Source organism: Alkalithermobacter thermoalcaliphilus JW-YL-7 = DSM 7308, from assembly GCA_001584565.1.
Lineage (GTDB): Bacteria > Bacillota > Clostridia > Peptostreptococcales > Peptostreptococcaceae > Alkalithermobacter > Alkalithermobacter thermoalcaliphilus.
On the sequence record LSFY01000001.1, the window covers coordinates 1,064,213 to 1,086,448 of the forward strand.

Genomic DNA, 22,236 nt, shown 5'->3' on the forward strand with positions numbered 1-22,236 from the left:
TCCTTATAAGTACATTTCTCTGTACTTTATAACAGTTTCCCCCCCAGAAACTGTAACCTGGTTATTACCGAGCGATAATTTTGGGAAATTTCCTATAAAATCTAACATTTTGTTTGTTTTTTTATTATTGTTTATCGTATAACAGATCATCTTATCTGTATCTACGTAAGTTTTTTGATCAATATTTGTAACAGTGAATGATTTTCCATTTACATTTATTGTTGTTCTTGGACTTAAATTCAGCTCTGCTATAAATCCTACTTCTTGTGTTCCGTTGTTTTGTATACTTCCTATTCCGCTGATGTTAGCTATTTTAAATTCTGAATATGCAAAAGGCTCACAAACGAAATCGACAGTGAATATATCTATTGCAACGTCTATTGTTAAATCTATTTCTTTATCTATTCTTGCTTTGTAGAACTTATTAGGTTCATCATCAAATTTAAGTTCTCCTTTTCCGCTCAACCATTTTGCTACATGCCTTCCAATTTCACGCCTTTGATAGATATCTTTATGTTTTAAAAAACAGGTAACGGATATAACTCTATCGTTATACCCGTTTTCGAACTTATAACTTCCATCCTTACCTAAAATAATTTCCTCAGAAACTCTCAAGGAAGGTTTTAAATTTCTGTTATCTGTACGTGCTGTTATATTATAGTAACTTGAATGTACTCCGTTAAAAACAAATCCTACCAAGCTCCAACCCCCCTCAATCTATTATTGCTCATAGAATGTAGTTTTCTAGCGATTAGTTCAATATCGTTATCGTTTCTGACTGTCATATTTTGAATAGTTATGATTGGGCTTTGTAATAAGTTAGAATCCGCTTGTTTGATTTGACTGCTAATACCTTTTGCTATTTCACTGAAAATCTTTCTATTTAGCGGTAACACTGCTTCCTCATCTGCTCCTTCTCCTATCATCGCAAGAGTTGGACCTATAGCTTTTCCTCCTTTAGCAAGCATAGGAATGCGTGGAATATTTAATCCAAAAGATTTTCCACCAAGTCCAGGTATCCAGTTTGGGATGTCAAATTTTACTCTGTTAAGCCCGTTTATCATTCCGTTCATTGCAGATATTATCTTATTTATAATGCTTTTAATTCCTGAATACATTCCGTTCCAAACGCTTATCACAGCACCTTTCATAGCTGCTGCTTTAGCTACTATAGTATCCCAGTTTTTCCAAAGTGCTACCCCGATTGCTATTAATCCTCCTATTACTCCGATTGTAATTGAGACAGGTGCTGAAATCCCTGCAATAACCGGACCTAAAATGAGTGCTGCTGCTTTTAGTTGTCCAAATAAAGTTATAGCTTTCCCTACTACGATTAAAAGAGGTCCTATTGCTGCTACTACTAGTGCTATTTTAAGTATGAGCTCTTTTGTGCTATCGTCTAAATTCGCAAACCAATCCACCCAAACGATTATCTTGTCAACTACTTTAGAAATTATAGGTATTAATGTTTCGCCGAGCTGTATTGCAATACCTTCTAGCGCACTTTTTAGCTTTGTCAATTGCCCTTGAAGATTGTTTTGCATTGTATCGGCCATTTTTTTAGCTTCGCCTGTGTAATTTGAAGTTGCTTGAATTAGTTTCTTATAATCTTCATCCGTAGCATTAATAATTGCCAACATGCCCGACATTGCTTCTTGCCCAAAGATTGTTGCTGCGTATTGTGCTTGTTGTTCTGCTGTTAAGTTGCTAAACTTTCCTCTTAGTTGTTCGATAATGTCTCTAAAAGGTAACATATTACCTTCTGCATCTGTTATCTCTAGCCCAAGCTCATGCATTAATTTACTAGCTTGTGCAGTCGGCTTTGTTAATCTTGTTATAGCACTCCTTAAAGTTGTACCTGCTTGCGATCCTTTTATACCAGCATTTGCCATGAGACCTAGCGCAAGGGATACATCTTCAACTTTGTATCCTAAAGCACCTGCAACTGGTGCTACATACTTAAATGATTCTCCTAACATTTCTACGTTTGTATTTGCTTTACTCGATACACTTGCCAATAGATCAGCAAATTTACTTGTTTTGTCGGCACTCATTCCGAATGCTGTCATTGCATCAGATACAATATCTGCCGTTGTTGCTAAATCTGCTCCACTTGCTGCTGCTAAATCAAGAAGTCCCGGCATAGCTGCTATAATCTGATTAGTATCATATCCAGCCATTCCTAAATATGTCATTGCTTCAGCAGATTGTTTAGCAGAAAACATCGTTGTTGCTCCTAATTTTTTAGCAGTTTCTTGAAGATGTTTGAAGTCTTGTCCTGTTGCACCAGTTATTGCTTGAACTTTTGACATACTGCTTTCAAAATCAGCGCTTGTCTTAACCACTGCGGCACCTACTCCTAGAATTGGTAAAGTTAGACGTGTAGTCATTGTTTTTCCTGCGTTCTGTAAAGTCTGCCCTATATAACTTATTTCTCTAGTAGCTTTTTTCATTTGTTTTTCAAACGAACTAAGATCTGCACCTATTTTTACTAATAAACTCATTTTTCCACCTCCTTTAACTTAAGCGAATATTTGTTTCAGTTCTGATAAATGTTCTTTTTTAGTATCTGAGTCTATTTCATTTACATTGCTTTTCTTGAATACCTTATATTTTTTTCCTGTTCTTGCATTTACATATCCAACTTGAGCGGCCACGGCATATGCTTCAATGTTATTTTCAAAACGTTCAATAGCTCCTTCAAGTGTTAATTGTATTTCTCTATAAGTCATATCGTAAAATTCAAAAACGGATATGCTTAAGTAGTTTAGAGCCATTTTAAGCATATCCGTTTCTGTTATGTTGTAATTATCACTTACTTTTTTTTTGAGTTGTTTGGTAATGCTAGTTCTATAGCTTCTGATAGTTTCTCAACTATATAGTCTAGTCCGTGTTTTTCTATTCCTTCATCCATTATGTTGCCGGTTTTTTCTAGTGTAAGTTCTTTATCTTCCCAAATTAAACCACAATAAAACAAAACTCTTAATTCATTAAATTCTGTATATTCAGTCAGACTTGTTAAAGGCTTTCCTAACATATCTCTAATTTGACAAAATGCATTCACTCCAAATCTCAAATTTCTCATTTTATCTAATTCTATTGCAACACATTTTTTCATAGTATCTCTACTCCTTTACAATTGGTCCTGTTCCTTGTAGTGTTAATGAATAAGTAACATTGTCATCATACGGCATTTCTAGAGGAAAATCAGTTATTATACAAGTACCTTTATATTTTGAGCCAGTTGAAGTTAAAATCTCAACTTCAACTGTGTCTCCTTGTATAAATGCTGTTTCAAGATCAAGATAAGCCGCATCATCTTCTACTAGAAGTCCATCTGCAGATATAGACCATTCTTTGAGTGATGCTTCATTTTCTTTCCACCCTTCGCTTAATTTTGTTGTAGTATCTATTACTGATGCGCTTCTATTTAGAGTCGCACCTCTTTGTCCGCCTAAAACTTTTGATCCTATTTTGATTATAAAATCTATTCCTTTAGCCATTTTGTACCTCCCACGCTCTATATATAATTTGTATTGTTCCGTGTAGAAGTTCTATTGTTTCTCTTTCTACACTCATAAATTCAGTAGTTTTGTATTCATATATATAATTTTCTATTTGAAAATCCTTGACTAATGCCTTTTCTATAAGTCCTAATAGTTTTTTAGTTTGCAAACTACCTCTTTTATCACACCAGATATGTATTGTTGTTGTTATTTCTTTTCCTTTTGCTGTTTTTGTGTTATAGTCTATAGATCTGTCTTCCCCAATTACAATATAAGGGAGTTTTGCATCTTCTGGAATGTAATCGTAAGTATTTGCAATATTTTTTATTTCTTCAATGTTAAGCATTTCAAATATTTTTCTTTGCAAATTATATAACATCAATTTTATCAACTACTTTCTTAATCTCGCTAAGATAAACATTTTCATAACTTCTATGTGCAGGTGTCATGAAAAGTCTTGGATTCACTCTCCCAGTGCTTTTACCGCTTTTATGTCTTCTTTGTTTTGTTCCATATTCTAACAAATGCCTATGAGCACCCTTTTTTCCTCGTGGAAACACTGTAGCCGAAGGACCTTTTTTTCTAAAATACTTTGGCTTTATTGAACTTTTAAGGTTACCTGTTTTAACTGGAACTAGACTTTTTGCTTTGCTAGCTATCCCCTTTGCTGTTTTCTTGACAATAGAATCTATTTCTATTTCTTTTTCTTTGCTATATAGAGCCATTTTTTTTAATGTTTTTTCTAGATTTTTAACTTCAACAGTAATACTCATTATATTCTCTCCGTGCAGAATATTTCTAAATATTTGTTTTCTTCGTCGATATTTATTATATAATCAATATCCAATCTTCGATCTGCGTACTTTATAATTTGAGATTTATCTACATCTTTTCTATATCTGATTGTCACTTTATGCGTTACTTCTGCTTGCGCTTGTTGTGCTTGGAAAAATTCTCTACCTCTTAGAGGTTCTATAGCAGCCCAGACTGTTGCTACTTCTTCCCAGCCTTCTTCTATTTTCCAATCATCAAAATAACCACCTGCTCCATCGGGTATGCCTTTAAATTTCATTATCTTAATCCGTTTATTCATTTGGCTAAACATGTTAATCATCCTCTATTTTTATATTGCTTTCGTAGCAATATTTGAGTTGTGTTAATATAGCATCTATGCTAAATGATAATTTGCTTGATTTATCTGTGTTTATTTCTCTATTTTCATACCAATGTGAAACTAATATTTTTACTGCAAGTTTTGCAAGCTCATTAGAATCATCAAATTCTATGCCTGTTGCATTTTTTATATAATTTTCTGCTGCTATTATTAAGCTGTAAATTAACTGATTGTCATATTCATGATCTATTTTAAGAAAATCTTTAACTTCATCAACTGTTAATATCACAATTATTCACCACCTTAAAAATAATAGGTGGGATAATCCACCTATTAAGATAATGCAATCTCTCCGTATACATATGCTTCTGCGTCTTTGATTTTAACATCTTCTCTTTCTATTGCTCTGAATAGGGTAATATCTGTTAAGTATGCATCACCTGCTACGTCAGATGCAGCTATTGTTATTCCTTCTCTTTCAAACATTACTACGGCTTCTTTTAAGTCTCCTATAATCATAGGTGCTTTACCTTCATTCGTTGGTAAATCTTTATTTGAAACCATTACAACTGGAACTCCAAATAATTGTTTTCCAGTTGGTGCTGATACTGAAGGTTGTAATAAATAATTTCCATCTTCATCTTTTAATTTATCTAACCAGTTAAATCCGTCTTGGTTTGTAACGATTAATGATGTATATCTAAACGCTGGATCAAGTTGAACATTAAGAATATCTTTTATATCGTCTGTACTAGCAATAGCTGTTTTTGATTTAGTTCCAAGTGCAGCTAATATAAGTTTATTCCTTGTAACTCTTGATTCGTCTCCTATCCATCTCACTAATAAGTTTTGTATAGCTTCGTCGCTATCTTTCAGTAATTCATTTGTCACTTTCATGAAACCTGCGTATTTTTTAACAGCATACGGTAATCTTGTAAACTGAGGTGTTGTCTTTTCAGGAATATCTCCACCTTCTGACACTTCAACAAATCCTGTTTGTTGTGCTCTAGTTTTGAATGTTCTTTCGCCAGTCGGCGCTGTTACTTTTTCGACTGTAATTAAGTTTTGTAATGCATCTTTTGATGTTCTAAACTCATTTACTTTAGTTTGGATGTCTTCCGGAACTGTATAACCTCCGTCTTGATTACTTCCTACACTCATTGCATTTCTAAATCTGTTTCTTGCTGCATTAATAAATTCCTTAACATGATCTTTTACTTCTGTTATTTGATTCATAGGAATTACACCTCCAGTATCTTCTTTCATTTGATTTTCCATTTCTTCTAATGCGGTTATTTTAGCTTTTAAAGCCTTAATTTCTTCTGTTTTTGCGTTAATTTCATCTGATGTAACATTTTCTTTTTCTAACAAAGCTTTTGCTTGCGTTTGTGTTTCTTCAAGTTTTGCATATACCTCTCTTAATTCTTTAGTCATTTTTCATTCCTCCTTGTTTCTAAAAATAAAATAGACTTAGATAATTCATTTTTTAGATTTTCTTTATCAACTATTGCTAAGTCTTGTTTTTGTTCTGTTTTTTCTTCTTTTATTAAATTTCTAGGTATATTTTTATACATCTTTGTAAAATTCTTATCGATACTTGCAGCTATTTCCTTCTTTTCTTCAACCTCATCAATTAAACCGTAATTTAGAGCTTCTTCTGCTGTTAGCCACGTTTCAGCATTCATAAGCTCAATTAATTTTTCTCTGTCAAGATTAGATTTTCCTTGATATGCTGCTATAAGACTTTCTCTTATCTTATCTAAGTCATCTGCAAGTTTTCTAAAATCATTTGCATTGCCCATGGCAACAGTCCAAGGGTTGTGTATCATCATCATTGCATTTTGTGGCATTATAACTGTATCTCCAGCCATTGCTATTATTGAAGCTATGCTTGCCGCTAATCCATCTACGTGTACTACTTTCTTAGATTTGTGCCTTTTTAATATTGAGTAAATTGTTTGACCTGCAAAAACATCTCCACCTGGACTGTTGATGTAGATATTCAGAACGTCAATTTCTCCTAAAGAGTCCAACTCATCTTTAAATTGCTTTGGAATTACTTCGTCACCCCACCAGCTTTCATCTGATATTGGCCCATAAATAAAAAGTTCACCTTCATTATTCTGAACTTTGTTCAGATTCCAAAAATTTTTCATCTTTTCCACCCCCTTTCTTATATTGCTCTCCTGCCATTTCTACAGGTATCATATTTCCATTTACAAGCAATTTGTCGCCACCTTCAAACGGTTCTTTTTCTTCCATTGCTCTAGCTTCATTTGGAGTAATAAAACCACTTTGTATACCTACTCTGTATGCTTCATATCTTGTCTTAATGTCGCTTCTTAGTATTGCGTCTACGTTGAATTTTACGTAGTATCCTTGCTCTATTTCTCTTTGAAGGAATAGTTTATATGTGAGTTCTTGCTCGTACATTGTTAAAATTGGGAGCAAGGTATCAACATAGAATTCTCTTTGTTGCTCAACTATGTTTGTGTGTGTTGCTCTATCAAGGTCATTTAGCTGATGATTTTTTATTCCAAATGCTGTTGCTATCTGTTTGATTGTCAATTGTGTATTTTCAATGAATTGAGCATCAGCCATAGTCAAGCTAATAGGTTCAAACCTATAACCTATAGGTAATAGTGCAACTTTATTTGCGTTTTTAAGTCCATTTGCCATTTGTTCAAATTTCTCTCTAAACTTTCTTTCAGCTTCTAGATTTAAGTCTCCAATGTAGTGGACTATACCTTTTACTTGCATACCATTTTTGAATGAGTTGTTTAAAAACTCTGTTGAACTACCTGCATTTTCAATAAGCATTTTTAGATATTCGATAGGACTTATACCTACTATTCCATCATAGGTAAATCCTTTGAAATGCAGCATTTCATCAGGCATAACTTTATATTGATTGCCTAAATTATCTGTTACAACATAATAAATCTTATTCTGACTATTTATTACGCCTTTTTCATCAACATACATTTGAACTTTTGTTGTATCTATAGGATATAACCCTATTATTTTCCCTGCGTTTTTACCACGTTTAGCGTATTCTACCCAAACATAAGCATTTCCATATATATTCCTTTGTGTTTCGACACATTTCCAAAAGTCTATAGCACTCATATAAGGATTTGGTCGAAGTTTAAGTAAAGGATATATATAATGATCTTTTGCTTTTCTTATTCCTTCATTTTCTTGATAAACTTTTAAAGGTAGTTTTGCTATAGAATCGCTTAAAATTTTAACACAAGCATAAACTGTAGCCTGCTTTAATGCATTTTTACCTTTTAAATCGTTTGTTTCTATTCCTAGCCATTCTAAAAGCGCAGGATTGTCAATGTTTACTACTTCGTTCTTAGTTTTAAACAAGTTTTTAAATCTGTTCCAAAACTCCATACTTTCACCTCCTTTAACTCCATAATTGAGTTAAAAACTCAATGTCTGCATATTTATTTATATCTACACTATCATTCTTTAGATATAGTTGAGTGTAACTGAATATGCTTGCAACTACTAAGTCTATTCTCGTTTTGTTCTGATTCTCTTTCGCTAAGAGAATATCATCTGTTGTTCTTCCTTTAATCGTTGTTGTGTTGCTCATACACCAGTCTAAAAGTTTGTTTTTAGCATATTTGATTTTACCTGTGTAGACATCGTCTCTAAACTGTTTTATGGGTGGAGATAGGTTGCTATATGTTTGTTTTAACAAAATTACTTCATAATCATTTGATAGACTTTCCATCATCTGCATAGCATTGTATGGATCTGATACAATGCATTTTATTTTGCAATTGTATTTGTTTTCTATGTTTCTGATGTATTCCTCAACTTGTGTGTAATTCACTATCATTCCTTTTGTTATTGTGCAGTATCCTTGCCTTGCTGCTTCTCTATAATCAAATTTTTCACGTCTATTTGCTAAACTGCCGTCTGGTAAAAAACCGTGAGATATTAAATAATATATTCCATTTTCTTTATACATTATTGAAACTGCTGTAAGGTCTGTAGTTAAAGATAAGTCAACTCCAACTACAACCTCTTTTCCTTCAAGGTCTATACTCTCAACCTCACATTTTTTCCAATATAAAAAGTCAATATATTTTTTTTCATGTGTGCTATCAACAAATACATTCATATGTTTTGTAAGAAACTCAACTCTTTCAGAAGGTTTTTCAAGTGCAGCTTTTCTGTTATCTATTATTTCGTTGTAGTTTTCCTCTATTCTCAAAGGATTAGCTTGATATAGCCCTATATCGTCCCATAAGTGCTCTTCTTCTGCAAAATAAAGTAATGCAAACATTCTATCATCATCTATAACGCCACTATAAACCTTCTTAATGTAGTCTAATTCCTCAAGCATTATACTGTCTTTAATAGCATAAGCTGTTGTCAATTTAAACCTTAAAGGATTTTTTACTGACAATTGTCCTGACTTCATAGCATTTATATTTGAGTAATCTCTAAATGCTCCAACCTCATCAGCTATAAATGCAGATGGTCTAATTGCATTATTTCTACTTGCTTCTGCTGTTCTTGCTTGATAGAAACTATTTGTAAGTTTACATACTATTTTCCCGCTTAGTGTATTAGAGATTTTAAAATACTTTTCTATTGCTGGACTTGCTTGTATAATCTGTATCATTGCCTTTTTAACTTCTCCTGCAAGCTCTCTATCAAGACATATCGAATAAAATTCAGAATAATTATCTTCGGTTAGCATAAGAATTATAATAATTAACGCACATATAAATGTCTTTGCATTTTTTCTCGGAATAAATAATGTTACATCTCTGTATCTATATTTTTTCTTATCACTTTTAAATCTCCAGCCGAAAATATTGCATAAAAAAAAGGCTTGAAAATCCCATAAGCCTTCTAATATTGGTTTCCCTACTACTCCTAATCCAGTCGCAAAATTTAAAAGTCTTAATATACCTTCTATCTTAAATATTTCCCCTTCATCAAAGTAGTAAGGAAAATCTTCATTCTTCTGTTTTTCTAAGTCCTCAAGAAAGCACTCACATTGCTTTTTTACTTCTTTTGTAGTGATTTCTTTGCCACTCACAACATCTATAGCATATCTTTGAGCTTTTTCAAGTAACATCATTCAGCTCCACCACGCAATACTTTAAGTAGTGGATCTTCTTGCTGTTGTTTTGCTTGTAAATTTATATTTCCAAGCTTAGCTCTACTTTGCGGTGATAAGCTTAATTCATTACAACATCTGAAAAAGTCTTTTGTATATTTATCCTTGGCTGACATTACATTTTTATCAAACATTCTAGTTGTATCTTCGTTTATAAATTTTTCTATTTCTTGCAATCTGTCTATAGCTATAGCTGTTTGAGCTAGAATATATACATCTGGATTTCCTAGTATTTCACTTGCTTTCAACATTTCTACTATTTTCTTAAATATTTTTTTCTGATTACTGTTTAAGTGTTTAGGAGGGATTATTTTATCAGCTGTGCCCCTTAGCTTTTCCTCTGCTTCTATCCTTGCTTGAATCTCGAACTTAGTTTGACTGTATTTATCTATAACTTTTGCACTTTTGCAAGGTCTTGCCATAATCTCACCTCCTAAAAATTCCATTTTACAGTTTTTTTTTGAGCGAAGGTGGTCACGCGGTTCTGAGAAATACAGCAAAAATTTTTAGAACACCCCTTACCTTTTGTTATGATGCCTATTATGACACTCATGACACAAACTCACTAAATTATCTAAACTCAATCTTTTCTCCCACATCTTTTTAATCTCTTGGATGTGGTGCACTACGTCAGCTGATCTTACCCTTCCTTCTTTCAAACACCATTGACACAAGCCTTTGTCTCTAACTAAAGCTAATGTTTTAACCCTTTTCCATTCATCACTTTTATAAAAGACGTGATATTTCTTGTCTCTTTTATATCTGATTTCTTGATCGTACTTCTTTTGATGTTCTTTTCTTTTTTTCTCTATTTCTGCCAAGCACTTGTTGCAATGTTGTTTTTCGTAAGATATTATCGTTCCGCATTTACAAGTTTTTTTTAACATAAGTTTCACCTTATCTTATCTGCTTTTTTGCTCCGCCTTTACCTCTTTTGTAAATATGTGTATGTACTCCCATCAGTTCTTCTATTTCGCTAAACGAAAGTTTTTCTTCTCTTTTTTTGATCAACTTCTTGTATTCTTTATTTTGTTTTTGCTTGATATATTCTCCTATTTTCACATCTCCCGCTCCTTTCTGTAAAAAATAAGCACTTAATAACAGTAAATGTTATTAAGTGCTTCAAGGGGGAAATCAAATTTCAAGAAAAAAAATAAGAGCTAGAAAAGCTCTAAATGAAATAGGGGAGAAAATCTCTATTAATATTATACAATATATACAAGTTTAAAAAGTGTATTTTTCGTGCATTTTTAGTGCAATTCTCCAGGCATTACACAAAGTTCATTATGATCTTTGCGCCAATAAGGCGGAATAATTGGAAGTCTTTGAAAATCAAACCCTTCTAAATTAAGTTCTTTGCAATACTTAGCTGGTATTGGTCGTATCAACTTGCCTTCTTTTAATATACTCCAATCCTGCTCTATCTCTTCAACTATAATTTCTCTTATCCTTCCATATCCCTGGCTTCCTTTTTTCCCTACATAAAATATATTGTTCTTTAATAGTCTTTCTATTTCTTCCTTATCACCTCTTGCGTAAAATATTACTTCTTTGTAACTTTTAAGTATAATTGGCATATGGTAATTTTTGAAATGTCCTGCTCCAATATCTACTCTTTGCTTTTTCCCTTCAATCTTTACTATATCATCATTTTTATCATGCCATTTTTTCGTCCAGCTTGTTACAAATTCTCTATTTTCTCCTATTCCTACACTTGCGCAATATACATCATATTTTTTGTCTAATATCTTAGATAACATTTCATCTATCATTTCTTTCGTTCCAGCTATTTTATTATTATAGAATTCATCTTTTAAAATCTCTTTTGCTTTAGCTGCCGATAATATTGAATCTAAGTAGATATATCCTATTGTTGCTATCGGTGTTGACATTTTGAATGTTATTTTTAGATTTTTAAACACACTTTTCACCTTCTTCTTCTTTCTGTTCGCAATGTTTTTTTTTAAATTCTTCCCAACTTTTGCTGAATTCATGATTAGCAAATGCTTCTTTAAGCCCACTAATTTGTTTTAGTCTGATTACTTCATCTAATTCCATTCCTAATTTTTCGCATATCTCTTCATCTTTCCAACCTTCTTTCGTTAGTTCTATTATTATGTCACTCATGCTTCTTATTTGATGTGTACCTCTCGCGCTATTATGTCTTATTGTACTGCCCATTCTTTCATCTATAGGTTTATCTATTACAACTAGTGGCAAATATCCTTTTAACCTTTTCTTTATATCTTCATATTCTTTTCCTACTCTACTTCTGTGAAACCCATCTACAACCTCATATTTACCGTCAGGTAATCTATACGCTACTATCGGCTGTGTATAACCGTCTAGTTTAATTGATGTATGCAATAGTTGCATTTCGGGACTTGCTACTTTATTTGGATTGTAAGCATTTGCTTGAACTTCTTCTGCTTTTACCCATTTCACTACATCGACGGGTTCTTCGAACGGAGATATGTGTCCTATGTTAATTTTTATAAGATTGATCATTTTTACTTTTTCATCTAAATTTTTAATTTTTTCAATTTCTTTTTTGAGTTCTAATATCAATTCCGCTATTCTAGTGTTCATTTTCCCACTCCTCCGCTATTTTTTTAAGATGTTTGTCGTTTGTGTTTTCTGATTTTATTAAGTTTGCATATTTTTCTTTTAATCTGTATAATGTTTCTATATCTGATTTTGTTTGACCAAAACTAAGTCTTTTCATCCAAAAATCATTTCTTTCTATAGCTCTTGCAATTCTTCTCCAAGAAGCCACCTTTTTGCTACTTTCTAATTTTAAGTCGGCTTCGTCTGGTATGTTTTGTAATAGAATGCCTTCTTTTTCTTCATACCATTTTAGAAAAGTTTTAATTTTTCTGTAATAATGATCTCTCAATTCCGGAGAATATAATCCTATTGTTTCAAGTAAAAAAACAGTGTATTGTTGCCACGTCATTAAATCCGGTTTTTCAGTTTTGATGTTCCCTAAAAGTGATGTTCTGCAATATATGTTTCCAAAATTAACTCCATGCACTCTATTAACAACTCTTTCCCAAGTTTCGGGCTCTAGTGCCCGAAACTGGTCTAATCCATTTCTTTGATCATCACCGTATGGCTGGCATAATCTTTGCTCGTATATCGTGAGACCGTTTTTATACATAAGCTCATAGATTTGATTGAATTTTAAATCTAATTTGCTAACAGCTCCCCAAATATCTTCGGTTCTCCAATCGTATATTGGATAAAAATTGAATACATCTAAGAATTTGTCTTTACCTATTTTTATTTGTGTAGTCCAATTTTTGTTTTTATATTTTACTTTTTTATCAGATACAATTGTTCTAAATCTATTAAGACTTTCATCAGACCTTATCCCTATGCCTGCACCTGTTAAACCGCTATGTTCTTTTTGGTACCATTCGGCAAAATATATAATAAAATCCTCAAATTCCATACCTTCTACAAACCATTCCCACGGACAATTATCTTCATTGATAACATAGTCATATTTTGGCATATCCCTTACCCACTTGTCTTTATCGTTTTTATCCCAGTATATCCACTTAGGCTGTATAATCGAAACTGCATTTCTAAGAGAAATTGGAAGGCAAACCCAATAAAAATTTTTTACTACATCTTCAGTTTCTTTTATTAGTTCTTCTATATGTTCAATTGTTGCTTTATACTGTGCTTCTAAGTCTATATATAAAACATCAAACTTCTTATTCATTTTTCTTGCTACAACGGCAGCTAATTGTAGCATTACAGAGCTGTCTTTACCTCCGCTTATACTAAAATATATATTATCAAATTCATTAAATGCAAACTCTATTCTTTCAAACGCTGCATCTAATACATTTTTTTCCGTATACTTTTTCATTTTTTCACCTCCACCTGTTTTCATTTTATTTAGTTTATATTATGTGAATTTATTTTAACTCAACCTCCTTTTTGACTTTCTCAAGCCCACCATTTTGTTTAATTAACGTTTTTATGCCAACGTTAATTATTTGTCTGTTTATATCACCTTTATTTATTTTCATATTTGTTTTCGCTTCCATGCAAGAATAGTAAAGTTGTATTAACTTTGCTGTTTCGTTGTCTATTCTTGTATTGAATTGTTTTTTCATCTTTTTTCACCTCCACTATTTATTATATCACATTGTTAGCATTGTTATCAATATTTCTCTAAAAAAAAATTATGTAAATGTTTTGATTTCTGGAAATATATGTGTTAATTGGTTATATAGATCCGGATAATATATTTTAATCCACAAAAAGTATCCAAATCTAGCAGCTGTAGGATCACAATACCAAGAAACTCTTATATCTCCAGGATCTTTTACTAATCTATCTTTAAAATAAGCTGGGTGAATTAAATTTTCGAGTGGATAATTAGAAAATATATACGCCCAAACATCTTCTTTTTTCCAATCAGCTAATGGGAAACACTCATATATATCAAATGATTTACAGTAGAAGTATTTCCCATTTTTACAAAGCATAATTCGTCTTTTTTTACTTTCTTCTTTTCTTAACCCGATAAAAGCTAAGTCATTTCCGTTATTTTTTGACCATTTTTTAATTGGCATTCCCATTACTTCATTGAACGCTATATCTTCTGCTGCTCCTATAAATATTCCCTTTTTTCTTTTATACACATCTAATGTATTAACGGGACTTTTTATAACATGTAAATTTATTCCCCATGTCTCTTTTATTTTTTGTATTTGTATATAACTTTCAGGTAGTTCTACTCCGCTATCATGGAACATTACATCTATATTTGGATTTTGTTTATAAACTAAATGCAATAGACATAAACTATCTTTTCCTCCACTAAATGCTACATAAGGTTTTTTATGTTTTTGAAGGATCTTTTGTATTAAGTCTTTCGCTTTTTGTACTCTTTGTTTATGCGTTTTTGTTTCTGAATATGCTATATATGAAGGCTTTAATTTTTCTAATAAACTCATATTTTCTGTTCAACCTCTCTGATCCAATTTCTCATTTCCTCTTTTCTTTGTTCTAAATAATCATAATATATATCAGAATTTGTAAGCGCATCATATTTTATATCTACCTTTCCATGTCCTGCTGCACTTTTCCCACCTATGTATGGCATTTCTTTGAACTTTTCTAATATAGCATTTAAACAAGCTTCTTCTGCCTCTGTTGCATTTTCTAATACTATCTCAGTATATAGTTCTGTTCCAGCACTCAAACATTGCATTTCATATTTCATTTGTATTGGATTTTCGTGTTTTTCCTCTTCTGTAATGTTGTATTCCTTTGATTTTAAATCATCTCTTCTTGTGTAGAATACATCTTCAAGCATATCGTAGAATGATAAATTGCTTTCTATACCTGTATAATCCGCTGTTTCTTGGCATATAGGATATGATATGCCTACCTTCATTTTCCCTTCTGGTATTTGGTCTCCTATGGCTGTTCCAAACAAACTAAGTGGTGGGCACATTTCTCTCATTCTTCTTTTTTCTCCTATTTCGTTGTACCTTGTACCGCTTGTTAATGCTCCTCCAGTAAAAAGCATATAATATAATTTCGCTGATATTCCTTCTTCAGCAATACCTATTCTTTCTAAATAGTCTTTCATTGCTATTCTTCTTAATTCTCCTCTCAATGCATTTCCTGAAAACACAGGCACATCTATCATTTCATCATTATAGAATATCTTCATCGTCCTCATGATCTGCATCGTTCCCATTCTCTCATCTCCAAAATGAGATAAAGGACTTAACAACCTCATTCTTATATTTGTTTTTACATTCTTATTCATTTATAATCGCTCCCTTCTCTGTGAAACCTACTTGTTTATTCAGTTTTTCTTTAAGCTCTTTTTCTTCCTTTTGTCTCTCTTGTTCATGCTCTCTTATTTCTCTTTGTATTTGTCTGTTTAGTCTGACTTCAAGCATTATACCTAAAGTCTCCTCTCTAATCATTTTTAAAACTGCTTTCTTGAATTCCTCTGTTTCATTGATTATGTCATTTATCTCTCTACATTTGAGACTTCTGACATCAATCTTCCTTGCTAACTTTTCCACAAATTTTTCATAGTTGTTTGTTGTCGTTGCAGCAGCCTTAACCTTTGATGTAACTTCATCCCATATTCCTGCAACTCTCCTGCTATCTATTTTATCCCAATCCATACAACTCCAAAGATTTGTTATAGTAGCGATAGCTGCATATCTAGTATTTTCTCTTGTGATTTTTAACATTACTTTTCTCTCCTTTTTTCTTTTTTTTAATTTCTTTTTCTGTCTTTATTTTTGCTTGTATATATTCGTTTCGTTTTTCTGAATTCATCATATATACAAGCAATTCAAATTGTGCTGAACCTCTGTATTGTTTGAATACTTCTTCATATTGCTGAAACTTCTCTAAACCAAATTGCTCTATTGAAATCATCTTGTACTGTCCTGAAAGCAGCTCTTCTTTTGAAAATTGTAGATACGCTTCGTTCAGCATTTCATATATTGTTTTGAGCTTTTCTGCGTCAAATAGATATTCTCTGTCTTCTTCTCTTATGTAAAATCGTTTTGGATTCGAATTAACAATGCATCTGAAACTGTTATGTTTCTTGAAACTTCGCGTAATTCCTACCACAAATTCAGCTTCAATATATTTTTCGAGATTAAACAGATATTCCTCCAAATCATTCTTTTTTAGTAGATATAAATGTTTTGAATCTGCTACAAAACTGTTCTTTCTTAAATCTGCATTCTTCATGCAAAATGTGCAAGCTTTACATATATAATTGCTATCAATTCTTTTCAATTCGCTCCAATTTGTAAAATTCGCAGATAATACATTTTTTTCTTTTACTCCTTCTGTTATTTTTTTTCCACATATTTTACAGTGTCCTTCTATTTGAACTATTTGCAATGCTTCTAAATCAGGTTTATTGAAAGCTTTATAGATTATTTCTGTATTTACCATATTTCACCTCACTTCCAAATAATATTTTTTCTAATTTTTCCAGTGCTCGTTGACCTATCTGTTTTGAACATCTTTCACTTTTGTATATTTCTATTGCAACTTTGTACCATTTGTTGCCTTCAATGAATTTTTTTCTTACAACAGCTGCTTCTTCTTCTGTTAAAGAATTTACGGCGTTGTCTATTCTTTTCTTTAAAGTTTCAAGATGTATTATTTCTGCGTTCATTAGTGCTTTCTTTTCTGCTATGCTAATTGCTTGATCTTCTACTATACTGCTAAATTTATATGTTGCACTTTTATGTTTTGAGTAATCTATTGCACTTACTCCTAGGTTTTCATACTCATCCAGCTCCTTGAGCTTGAACTGGAGGTCTTTTATCCTTGTTTCTATTATGATATATTCTTTAAGAATATCTATAATCTTCATTAATCTTTATTCTAACTCCTTTCTATTTCGCTTTTACTGAAGCTCAATAGGCTTCTTATAGTGTCTATTTCTGTTTTTATAGCTTCTAATTTCTCTTTATGTGCTTTGTAGTGTGCTTCTTTTATGTCTGCGTCTAATTTATATTTTTGCGTGTCTAGTATTGTTTTTGCTTCTATTTCTGCTACTGTAGCTTTTCCAAGTTTTATTTTGTTTTCTAAGAAAGCTTTTGAATATTCAACTTTATTTTTATTGTAGCTGTTTATGTACTCTATGTATTTGCTTAAATATTCTTCATTTGCTGTTGCTAGATTATTTAGTAAATTTAATAATTTTTCTTGCATTTGTGAAGGTGTTACCATTTTTTCACCTCATATTTTCCGCAATTTCCATGCCTTTCAGGACATATTTTATATTCGTCACCTCTACAACCAAGATCTTCAAATATAGCTGGAACGGTTAGTTTTAATAATCTTGTCATTTCATTCGATAGCTTTCTTATTTCCATTTCAGCTCTTACACAATTTCTAAGCTGGCAAAACTCATAAAGAGCTTGATAATTGCCACTTAGAATTAAATCTGTAGTAGATGCAAGTGGTAGGAATTGTTTAGCTACGTCTACCTCTTTTTTATCCCCTTCTTTTTCTTTCCACTTTTTGTATATTCGCATTATTTTTTTGTAATCTTCAACATATTCTTTTTGTTCTTTTTCATCTAAAATATAAGGAATATATGGTTTTGAATCTTCAAAATTGCAATATCTAGTAGATTTTACAGTCAAATTTATGTGTGGATGTCTACTTATCTGTCTTAAAAGGCTTTGGCTTACATCTTTTATTTCAAATACTGCTTGTCCATGTCTTGCGATAGATCTATGATTCATTTTAAAAACATTCTTTACTGCTTTAACACTCTCTTTTGTCTGATATGGCAAACTAACGGCTTTTGCTAAAATTTCTACTCCTGTATAGTTTAGTAATGTTATTTTCATACTCAACAACTCCTTATTTTTTCTTCTTTTTCTTAACTTTCATTTCTTTATATGCAAATCTGCAATTATGTAGATTATATCCGCTATCTGGTACTAGATTTTCTTCAAACACATCATACAAATTGCAGTTGTTGTAATCTAAAGAGCAATTTTTACATTTAATGTGCATGATCTGTTCGCACCAATCTTCAAATTCTTCTCGTTTAAGGTGAGCAACTTGAAGTTCGTTCTCCCATTGACCTCTCAAACGATTAAGCATATATCTATCCATTATTTTTAGTTCAAAATCTCCAAGTCTTTTAAATACCTTTTCAGCTTCTTTCTTTCCAAGTCTTTCTAAAACTGCTTTATAATATTTTGTTAAATATGTTTCAGCAAGTTTTAGATTTTTGTGTTCTTCTTTAGTTATAAAATTTCTTCCACTCCACTCTGTTCTTATTCTAGAGACAGTATCAAGCAAAACTCCAGTTAACATAAAATCGTTCGCTTCTTCTCTATTAAGATAATTTTTCATTTTTCTCCCCCTTTATTTCTTCTAAAAAATCTGTGAATATTTTTTCTATTCTTTGTTCTGAAATTTTGTTATCTCTCATTACTTTTCTTAATTTTTCACACAAGGTGCTAAATATTTCGTATGCTTTTCTTTCTGCATGTTCTTCTTGTGCTTTTGATCTCAAATCTTCATATTGCTCTTGTGTGAGTTTTTTTCTTAATTCTTTGTCTCTCATTCTTCTATATTTTCTATTCAATAAGATCCTCCTCTTTTTGAATTTATTTTGTTTTTTTATTTTCAAATAAAGTTTTAAACCCTAAATTTCTTGCAAAATAACTTCGACACGTGGATTGTCTGAATAAAATTTACTCATCTTTAACTCGACAACTTGACTGTCATCGTCATAAGCAATTTGATTTAAGCTATCTAAAATAGATTTTGCCAAATTATCAAGGTCTGGTTTTTTGGTCGGCCTTTCTTCTCCAGCTTTCATTTTTTCTTTTATTTTTTTACTTTTAGATTTAGGTATCTGAAAATATGCCTTTATTTCACAAAAAATTGCCCCTGTGAGTTTTTTATTTGTGTTTGTGATAATGTAGCATTCCTTGACGAAATTTTCGTAAATAACGGTCTTTTTAGGTGTATATGTAAATCCTTTACCAACTCTTGGTCTGCCTTTTGCTACTGGTTCTCCAGGTATAACTAATTCGACACGCTTAAAACTTCTTTCCATGCTTGTAACCCCTTGATTCATTTTTTTTCATTTTCTCTAGTATTTTTTCTTCTAGATCTATTTTTAGTCCGCCACTTAAATCAAATATCCTAATGCAAATATCTGCTAATTCTTCTTTAAAATTTTCCATATCGCCTTTTCTTAATTCCTCTAACGCTTCTGATACTTCACTTTGTATTAAAGCTAATCTTGTAGCTATAGCATTATTGATCATACTTTCTTTGAATTTTTTATCTATGATGCAATTTTGATATAAAACTTCTATTGCCCTTACGTCTTCCCAAAATCCTTTATTTGCACTATTCATGTGACATTTTTTTATTAACTCCTTCATTTGCTATTTCCTCCTCAAGTGCTTTGATGTATTTTTCTGTTTCTGCTAGTATTTCTCTTAGATCTCTACTTTTGAAATATTCTTCAACTACATAATCTAGATTATCTAAAATTAATTTATCAAACATTTTCACATCTCCTTTATGCGAACGGTGTTTCTTCAAAATCAACCTCTGTAAAACTTTCAAGTTCATTTGTTTTTTTAGATCCTAAAAATTCAACTCTAGTAGCTTTAACTTTTGCAATAGTTCTTTTTTCTCCTGTTGACGTTTCGTATCTGTCTACTCTTAAAGCACCTTGAACACTTACTAAACTGCCTTTTGATAGATAATTTGCACAGTTTTCTGCTTGTTTGTTCCAAACCTCTATATTTATAAAATCAACTTCTCTTTTTCCTTCTTTGCTTGTAAACTCTCTATTTACAGCTATAGAAAAAGTGGCAACTGCTGTTCCTCCTGGGATGTATTTAAGGTCCGGATCTTTTGTTAATCTTCCAACTAAAGCAACATTATTCATTGTCTCAACCTCCTTTATATTTTTTTAATTTTTAATTCCTCTTCGGGTGTATTTTTTAAAATACACTCCTTAAATCCTAACTCGTGTTCAAATATATAGTACCTTTTTGTTTCGTCTATATATTTGAGTCTTTTCACTTCTCTTTGTTTTGTATTTCCTTTTGCTTCTATTGTCATTTTTGTAACTTCATACCATTTACCCTTTTCGAGCTTGTATACCGGTATTTTTTTTAAATCCGGTTTAACTTCCCCGCAATTGTAATAGGCTCTTTTTTCTCTTATTCCTATTTTCCCGGCATATTGGCTGATAGTGCTAATAGGTCTGCCGAGGTCTTTCGCTATTTGCACAGTTCCAAGTTTTTTGTAATTTTTTTTAATATATTCCTTTTCTTTTTCACTTAACCTCACACTTCTCCCACCTTTTTTGATTATCCAGAATTATTCTTTCAAGTTCATCAGCAGTATATCGTGATGTTCTCTGTTCAAAATTATGAAATTTTGTAACTTTATTTGAAATTGGTGCTGCGTAATTGTCCTTTATTGCTTTTATGAGAAAAGCAACTAAGTTTTTATAATTGTTTTTCTTTGCAATTTCATATTTTTCTTTTATAAGCTCTATATCATTTTTTGCTGCTTTTAATATAGAACTTATTTCTTTATCAGTCAGATCTTCTTTTATTATCTCTTTAACTTTTTTTATTTTTAGATCAACAACACTTTCTTTGTTGTTATATAGTTTTAGTTTTTTTTGGTTTTTGTTGTATGTTTTTAGTTCGTGTTCATTTGGTGAACTAGCCTTGTTTAAATTTTGAACTAGCCCTAGTTCATTTATTGAACTAGCCTTGTTTAAATTTTGAACTGGGTTATCTTTTATAATATAGATATTGCTTGCATTTTCTTTTTGCCTATTTATTACCTCTAGTATCCCAACGTCTTTGAGCTGTTTAATTGCTTTTGCTAATGTCGCTCTTGATTTTATGCCTGTATTGATTAGTAATGTTTCATAACTTGGGAAACATTCTTTTTCCTTGTTGGAATACATACAAAGAATTACATAAAGTAACTTTGCATGAGGACTAATGTCTGATTTAAGCACATGATTTTCAACTATTGTATAGTGCCATTCACGTCTTACTTCAATGCTCATAACAGCACCTCATTTTTTTCATTTACAGCCCCCACCTTTCTTTTAATTCACCTTTCATTCCTCAACTATTTCAGCTTCTATCACTTCTTCTTGTTCATATTCAGATAGAAGTTTCATAACTTCTCCTACTTCTTCATATTTAAGTTTTTTAAGATCATAACCATTGTTTTTGCAAAATTCTTCTAGTTTACTAGTATCTTTTATAGCACTGTCATATAAGCCTTTTAATTCTGCTAATTTCACAATTTCTATTTTTTGTTGCTTAGTAGCTCCACCAGGAATTACTTCTTTTTCTGGAAGTTTATCTGGAACGTTTGGCATTTCCGCTTGATCATACAAGCCTTGCAAATCTTCGGGAAATGCTTCCCTTAATGCTTGTACTAATGCTACTTTTCGTATCATTGTTGCAGGCATTGTATTCCACGTAGCTTGTTTTTTTGCGTATTCTTCCATGCTTACCTCTGCCCTAACTGGTATATCTGTGTCTTTTAGATATACTTCTGCCCAGCCACCTATTAGTTGCTCTCCTGGAGCTTTTAAGCTACCTTCTCGATATATTGATTCTCCTTGTCTGTTTAGTATCACTATACCTGCTTTTATTCCGTTGTACCTTGGATTTCTATATGCTCTTTTTGTAAATGTATCTTTACCAACTACAATATTAGCTGGAGAATTACCAAACTTTATTAAGTATGCTTCTCTTAAAAAAGGATTTAGTTTCTGATATTTGCAAATATTTAAAAACATCATTACTTCTTGATCTGTTACTCTTTCGGAATCTCCAGATACTAAATATCTTTTAATAATGTCTGGAGTTAATTCAACTTTTCCGTGTTCGGTTTCATAAATTGCAACTTCCATTTTTTCT

General features: G+C 31.7%; 36 protein-coding genes. All 36 read right to left on the minus strand.

Annotated features, from left to right (window positions below):
- Positions 1 to 3: 3 nt before the first annotated feature.
- The 36 genes from JWYL7_RS05560 to bet all read right to left on the minus strand — a co-directional run bounded on the left by JWYL7_RS05560 (position 4) and on the right by bet (position 22,229).
- Positions 4 to 699: a distal tail protein Dit gene (locus JWYL7_RS05560; protein WP_066070136.1), complete on the minus strand. Its 696-nt coding sequence runs from the start codon at positions 697 to 699 to the stop codon at positions 4 to 6.
- Positions 693 to 2,504: a phage tail tape measure protein gene (locus JWYL7_RS05565; protein ID WP_066070139.1), complete on the minus strand. Its 1,812-nt coding sequence runs from the start codon at positions 2,502 to 2,504 to the stop codon at positions 693 to 695. Before JWYL7_RS05565 ends, JWYL7_RS05560 begins: the two co-directional genes overlap by 7 nt.
- A gap of 18 nt (positions 2,505 to 2,522) precedes the next feature.
- Positions 2,523 to 2,777, minus strand: a complete 255-nt coding sequence (locus JWYL7_RS05570; RefSeq protein WP_066070142.1) for a hypothetical protein — start codon at positions 2,775 to 2,777, stop codon at positions 2,523 to 2,525.
- 38 nt (positions 2,778 to 2,815) lie between these two features.
- On the minus strand, positions 2,816 to 3,118 hold the full coding sequence (locus JWYL7_RS05575; protein WP_066070146.1) for a hypothetical protein: 303 nt from the start codon (positions 3,116 to 3,118) through the stop codon (positions 2,816 to 2,818).
- 7 nt (positions 3,119 to 3,125) lie between these two features.
- Positions 3,126 to 3,503, minus strand: a complete 378-nt coding sequence (locus tag JWYL7_RS05580) for a phage tail tube protein (RefSeq protein ID WP_066070149.1) — start codon at positions 3,501 to 3,503, stop codon at positions 3,126 to 3,128.
- Positions 3,496 to 3,885: a DUF3168 domain-containing protein gene (locus tag JWYL7_RS05585; RefSeq protein ID WP_066070152.1), complete on the minus strand. Its 390-nt coding sequence runs from the start codon at positions 3,883 to 3,885 to the stop codon at positions 3,496 to 3,498. The genes JWYL7_RS05580 and JWYL7_RS05585 overlap by 8 nt, the downstream gene beginning before the upstream one ends.
- Positions 3,875 to 4,279: an HK97-gp10 family putative phage morphogenesis protein gene (locus JWYL7_RS05590; protein WP_066070157.1), complete on the minus strand. Its 405-nt coding sequence runs from the start codon at positions 4,277 to 4,279 to the stop codon at positions 3,875 to 3,877. The genes JWYL7_RS05585 and JWYL7_RS05590 overlap by 11 nt, the downstream gene beginning before the upstream one ends.
- Complete coding sequence (locus tag JWYL7_RS05595) at positions 4,279 to 4,599, minus strand: phage head closure protein (protein ID WP_149683754.1); 321 nt, start codon at positions 4,597 to 4,599, stop codon at positions 4,279 to 4,281. The genes JWYL7_RS05590 and JWYL7_RS05595 overlap by 1 nt, the downstream gene beginning before the upstream one ends.
- Positions 4,600 to 4,612: 13 nt before the next feature.
- Positions 4,613 to 4,909, minus strand: coding sequence for a head-tail connector protein (locus JWYL7_RS05600; RefSeq protein WP_066070163.1), 297 nt, complete (start codon positions 4,907 to 4,909; stop codon positions 4,613 to 4,615).
- 44 nt (positions 4,910 to 4,953) lie between these two features.
- Positions 4,954 to 6,054, minus strand: coding sequence for a phage major capsid protein (locus JWYL7_RS05605; RefSeq protein ID WP_066070166.1), 1,101 nt, complete (start codon positions 6,052 to 6,054; stop codon positions 4,954 to 4,956).
- On the minus strand, positions 6,051 to 6,776 hold the full coding sequence (locus tag JWYL7_RS05610; protein ID WP_066070169.1) for a head maturation protease, ClpP-related: 726 nt from the start codon (positions 6,774 to 6,776) through the stop codon (positions 6,051 to 6,053). The genes JWYL7_RS05605 and JWYL7_RS05610 overlap by 4 nt, the downstream gene beginning before the upstream one ends.
- Entirely contained in the window at positions 6,739 to 8,022 is a 1,284-nt protein-coding gene (locus tag JWYL7_RS05615; RefSeq protein ID WP_066070172.1) for a phage portal protein, read from the minus strand. Before JWYL7_RS05615 ends, JWYL7_RS05610 begins: the two co-directional genes overlap by 38 nt.
- A gap of 13 nt (positions 8,023 to 8,035) precedes the next feature.
- On the minus strand, positions 8,036 to 9,733 hold the full coding sequence (locus JWYL7_RS05620; protein ID WP_066070175.1) for a terminase large subunit: 1,698 nt from the start codon (positions 9,731 to 9,733) through the stop codon (positions 8,036 to 8,038).
- On the minus strand, positions 9,730 to 10,194 hold the full coding sequence (locus JWYL7_RS05625; RefSeq protein WP_066070178.1) for a phage terminase small subunit P27 family: 465 nt from the start codon (positions 10,192 to 10,194) through the stop codon (positions 9,730 to 9,732). Before JWYL7_RS05625 ends, JWYL7_RS05620 begins: the two co-directional genes overlap by 4 nt.
- A gap of 96 nt (positions 10,195 to 10,290) precedes the next feature.
- Positions 10,291 to 10,659, minus strand: coding sequence for an HNH endonuclease (locus tag JWYL7_RS05630; protein WP_066070181.1), 369 nt, complete (start codon positions 10,657 to 10,659; stop codon positions 10,291 to 10,293).
- A gap of 10 nt (positions 10,660 to 10,669) precedes the next feature.
- Positions 10,670 to 10,834, minus strand: a complete 165-nt coding sequence (locus JWYL7_RS10670) for a hypothetical protein (RefSeq protein WP_169794324.1) — start codon at positions 10,832 to 10,834, stop codon at positions 10,670 to 10,672.
- Between the two features lie 188 nt (positions 10,835 to 11,022).
- Positions 11,023 to 11,694 carry a hypothetical protein gene (locus JWYL7_RS05635; protein WP_066070183.1) on the minus strand — a complete coding sequence of 224 codons (672 nt, stop codon included), beginning with the start codon at positions 11,692 to 11,694 and terminating at the stop codon, positions 11,023 to 11,025.
- Positions 11,687 to 12,361 (minus strand): IbrB-like domain-containing protein, encoded by a 675-nt coding sequence (locus JWYL7_RS05640; protein WP_066070186.1) that lies wholly within the window; start codon positions 12,359 to 12,361, stop codon positions 11,687 to 11,689. The genes JWYL7_RS05635 and JWYL7_RS05640 overlap by 8 nt, the downstream gene beginning before the upstream one ends.
- Positions 12,351 to 13,652, minus strand: coding sequence for a DUF3440 domain-containing protein (locus JWYL7_RS05645; protein WP_072280185.1), 1,302 nt, complete (start codon positions 13,650 to 13,652; stop codon positions 12,351 to 12,353). Before JWYL7_RS05645 ends, JWYL7_RS05640 begins: the two co-directional genes overlap by 11 nt.
- Positions 13,653 to 13,701: 49 nt before the next feature.
- Positions 13,702 to 13,902, minus strand: a complete 201-nt coding sequence (locus JWYL7_RS05650; protein ID WP_066070192.1) for a hypothetical protein — start codon at positions 13,900 to 13,902, stop codon at positions 13,702 to 13,704.
- A 69-nt stretch (positions 13,903 to 13,971) separates the two neighbouring features.
- Positions 13,972 to 14,748: a phosphoadenosine phosphosulfate reductase family protein gene (locus tag JWYL7_RS05655; RefSeq protein ID WP_066070195.1), complete on the minus strand. Its 777-nt coding sequence runs from the start codon at positions 14,746 to 14,748 to the stop codon at positions 13,972 to 13,974.
- Positions 14,745 to 15,572: a hypothetical protein gene (locus JWYL7_RS05660; protein WP_066070197.1), complete on the minus strand. Its 828-nt coding sequence runs from the start codon at positions 15,570 to 15,572 to the stop codon at positions 14,745 to 14,747. The genes JWYL7_RS05655 and JWYL7_RS05660 overlap by 4 nt, the downstream gene beginning before the upstream one ends.
- On the minus strand, positions 15,565 to 16,011 hold the full coding sequence (locus JWYL7_RS05665) for a hypothetical protein (RefSeq protein ID WP_066070200.1): 447 nt from the start codon (positions 16,009 to 16,011) through the stop codon (positions 15,565 to 15,567). Before JWYL7_RS05665 ends, JWYL7_RS05660 begins: the two co-directional genes overlap by 8 nt.
- Complete coding sequence (locus tag JWYL7_RS05670) at positions 15,983 to 16,732, minus strand: hypothetical protein (protein WP_066070203.1); 750 nt, start codon at positions 16,730 to 16,732, stop codon at positions 15,983 to 15,985. The genes JWYL7_RS05665 and JWYL7_RS05670 overlap by 29 nt, the downstream gene beginning before the upstream one ends.
- Positions 16,707 to 17,159, minus strand: coding sequence for a DUF722 domain-containing protein (locus JWYL7_RS05675; protein ID WP_066070206.1), 453 nt, complete (start codon positions 17,157 to 17,159; stop codon positions 16,707 to 16,709). Before JWYL7_RS05675 ends, JWYL7_RS05670 begins: the two co-directional genes overlap by 26 nt.
- 11 nt (positions 17,160 to 17,170) lie before the next feature.
- On the minus strand, positions 17,171 to 17,518 hold the full coding sequence (locus JWYL7_RS05680; RefSeq protein ID WP_066070207.1) for a hypothetical protein: 348 nt from the start codon (positions 17,516 to 17,518) through the stop codon (positions 17,171 to 17,173).
- Positions 17,512 to 18,147 (minus strand): FAD-dependent thymidylate synthase, encoded by a 636-nt coding sequence (gene thyX / locus JWYL7_RS05685; protein WP_066070210.1) that lies wholly within the window; start codon positions 18,145 to 18,147, stop codon positions 17,512 to 17,514. The genes JWYL7_RS05680 and thyX overlap by 7 nt, the downstream gene beginning before the upstream one ends.
- Before the next feature lie 13 nt (positions 18,148 to 18,160).
- A complete protein-coding gene (locus tag JWYL7_RS05690) occupies positions 18,161 to 18,661 on the minus strand; it encodes a DUF5651 domain-containing protein (protein WP_066070213.1) in 501 nt (166 codons plus the stop codon).
- Positions 18,645 to 18,896 carry a hypothetical protein gene (locus JWYL7_RS05695; RefSeq protein WP_066070216.1) on the minus strand — a complete coding sequence of 84 codons (252 nt, stop codon included), beginning with the start codon at positions 18,894 to 18,896 and terminating at the stop codon, positions 18,645 to 18,647. The genes JWYL7_RS05690 and JWYL7_RS05695 overlap by 17 nt, the downstream gene beginning before the upstream one ends.
- A gap of 60 nt (positions 18,897 to 18,956) precedes the next feature.
- Positions 18,957 to 19,373, minus strand: coding sequence for a RusA family crossover junction endodeoxyribonuclease (locus tag JWYL7_RS05700; protein WP_066070221.1), 417 nt, complete (start codon positions 19,371 to 19,373; stop codon positions 18,957 to 18,959).
- The gene (locus JWYL7_RS05705; RefSeq protein WP_066070226.1) at positions 19,357 to 19,707 is read right to left on the minus strand and encodes a MazG nucleotide pyrophosphohydrolase domain-containing protein; all 351 of its coding nucleotides are present in this window, start codon (positions 19,705 to 19,707) and stop codon (positions 19,357 to 19,359) included. Before JWYL7_RS05705 ends, JWYL7_RS05700 begins: the two co-directional genes overlap by 17 nt.
- Complete coding sequence (locus JWYL7_RS10545; RefSeq protein ID WP_161937484.1) at positions 19,673 to 19,834, minus strand: hypothetical protein; 162 nt, start codon at positions 19,832 to 19,834, stop codon at positions 19,673 to 19,675. The genes JWYL7_RS05705 and JWYL7_RS10545 overlap by 35 nt, the downstream gene beginning before the upstream one ends.
- A 13-nt stretch (positions 19,835 to 19,847) precedes the next feature.
- Positions 19,848 to 20,222 (minus strand): single-stranded DNA-binding protein, encoded by a 375-nt coding sequence (locus tag JWYL7_RS05710; protein WP_066070229.1) that lies wholly within the window; start codon positions 20,220 to 20,222, stop codon positions 19,848 to 19,850.
- Positions 20,223 to 20,236: 14 nt separating this feature from the next.
- Positions 20,237 to 20,629 carry a hypothetical protein gene (locus JWYL7_RS05715; protein ID WP_066070232.1) on the minus strand — a complete coding sequence of 131 codons (393 nt, stop codon included), beginning with the start codon at positions 20,627 to 20,629 and terminating at the stop codon, positions 20,237 to 20,239.
- On the minus strand, positions 20,616 to 21,368 hold the full coding sequence (locus JWYL7_RS10625) for a helix-turn-helix domain-containing protein (RefSeq protein WP_066070235.1): 753 nt from the start codon (positions 21,366 to 21,368) through the stop codon (positions 20,616 to 20,618). Before JWYL7_RS10625 ends, JWYL7_RS05715 begins: the two co-directional genes overlap by 14 nt.
- 54 nt (positions 21,369 to 21,422) lie before the next feature.
- Positions 21,423 to 22,229, minus strand: coding sequence for a phage recombination protein Bet (gene bet / locus JWYL7_RS05725; protein ID WP_066070238.1), 807 nt, complete (start codon positions 22,227 to 22,229; stop codon positions 21,423 to 21,425).
- Positions 22,230 to 22,236 lie beyond the last annotated feature (7 nt).